This is a genomic window from Phenylobacterium terrae (assembly GCF_042681205.1).
Lineage (GTDB): Bacteria > Pseudomonadota > Alphaproteobacteria > Caulobacterales > Caulobacteraceae > Phenylobacterium > Phenylobacterium terrae.
Genome location: NZ_JBHUEY010000009.1, coordinates 1 through 1,747, shown reverse-complemented (window position 1 = coordinate 1,747; position 1,747 = coordinate 1). Strand labels below are relative to the sequence as shown.

The 1,747-nt window shown below is 42.0% G+C and carries 1 protein-coding gene; it reads left to right on the top strand.

The genetic code is table 11. The annotated features are described in order from the left end of the window. Positions 1 to 1,726: hemagglutinin (locus ACFSC0_RS19420; protein ID WP_377355240.1), on the top strand; the 1,726-nt coding region annotated here is incomplete at its 5' end. Between the last annotated feature and the right edge of the window lie 21 nt (positions 1,727 to 1,747).

Sequence of the window (1,747 nt, the reverse complement as noted above, 5' to 3'; positions counted from 1 at the left end):
ACGCGTGATCAGCAAAAGCAGGGTAATTTCACAATCACTCAAGATGGAGACAGTATCACTAATAACTATACTAGTAGTGGCAACAGTAAGCAATGCAGATAAGATCTGCATCGGCTATCAATCAACAAACTCCACGGAAACTGTGGACACACTAACAGAAAACAATGTCCCTGTAACACATGCCAAAGAACTGCTCCACACAGAGCATAATGGGATGCTGTGTGCAACAAGCTTGGGACACCCTCTTATTCTAGACACCTGCACCATTGAAGGGCTAATTTATGGCAATCCTTCTTGTGATCCATTGCTGGGAGGAAGAGAATGGTCCTATATCGTCGAGAGGCCGTCAGCCGTTAACGGATTGTGTTATCCCGGGAATGTAGAGAATCTAGAAGAGCTAAGATCACTTTTTAGTTCTTCTAGGTCTTATCAAAGGATCCAGATCTTTCCAGACACAATCTGGAATGTGTCTTACAGTGGGACAAGCAAAGCATGCTCGGATTCATTCTACAGAAGCATGAGATGGTTGACTCAAAAGAACAATGCTTACCCTACCCAAGATGCTCAATACACAAATAATCAAGGAAAGAACATTCTTTTCATGTGGGGTATAAATCATCCACCCACCGATACTGCGCAGACAAATCTGTACACCAGAACCGACACAACAACGAGTGTGGCAACAGAGGAAATGAATAGGGTCTTTAAACCATTGATAGGACCAAGGCCTCTTGTCAACGGTTTGATGGGAAGAATTAATTATTATTGGTCGGTATTGAAACCGGGCCAAACACTGCGGATAAAATCTGATGGGAATCTAATAGCTCCATGGTATGGACACATCCTTTCAGGAGAGAGCCACGGAAGAATCCTAAAGACAGGCTTAAAAATGGGTAGCTGCACAGTGCAGTGTCAAACAGAGAAAGGTGGCTTAAACACAACATTGCCCTTCCAAAATGTAAGTAAGTATGCATTTGGAAACTGCTCAAAGTACATTGGTGTAAAGAGTCTCAAACTTGCAGTTGGTCTGAGGAATGTGCCTTCTAGATCTAGCAGAGGACTATTCGGGGCCATAGCAGGATTTATAGAAGGAGGTTGGTCAGGACTGGTTGCTGGTTGGTATGGATTCCAGCATTCAAATGACCAAGGGGTTGGTATGGCAGCAGATAGAGATTCAACCCAAAAGGCAATTGATAAAATAACATCCAAAGTGAATAATATAGTCGACAAAATGAACAAGCAGTATGAAATCATTGATCATGAATTCAGTGAGGTAGAAACTAGGATTAACATGATCAATGATAAGGTTGATGATCAAATCCAAGATATATGGGCATATAATGCAGAATTGCTAGTTCTGCTTGAAAACCAGAAAACACTCGATGAACATGACGCTAATGTAAACAATCTATATAATAAAGTGAAGAGGGCGTTGGGTTCCAATGCAGTGGAAGATGGGAGAGGATGTTTCGAGCTATACCACAAATGTGATGACCATTGCATGGAGACAATTCGGAATGGGACCTACAACAGGAGGAAGTATCAAGAGGAATCAAAATTAGAAAGACAGAAAATAGAGGGGGTCAAGCTGGAATCTGAAGAAACTTACAAAATCCTCACCATTTATTCGACTGTCGCCTCATCTCTTGTGATTGCAATGGGGTTTGCTGCCTTTTTGTTCTGGGCCATGTCCAACGGGTCCTGCAGATGCAACATTTGTATATAATTGGCAAAAACACCCTTGTTT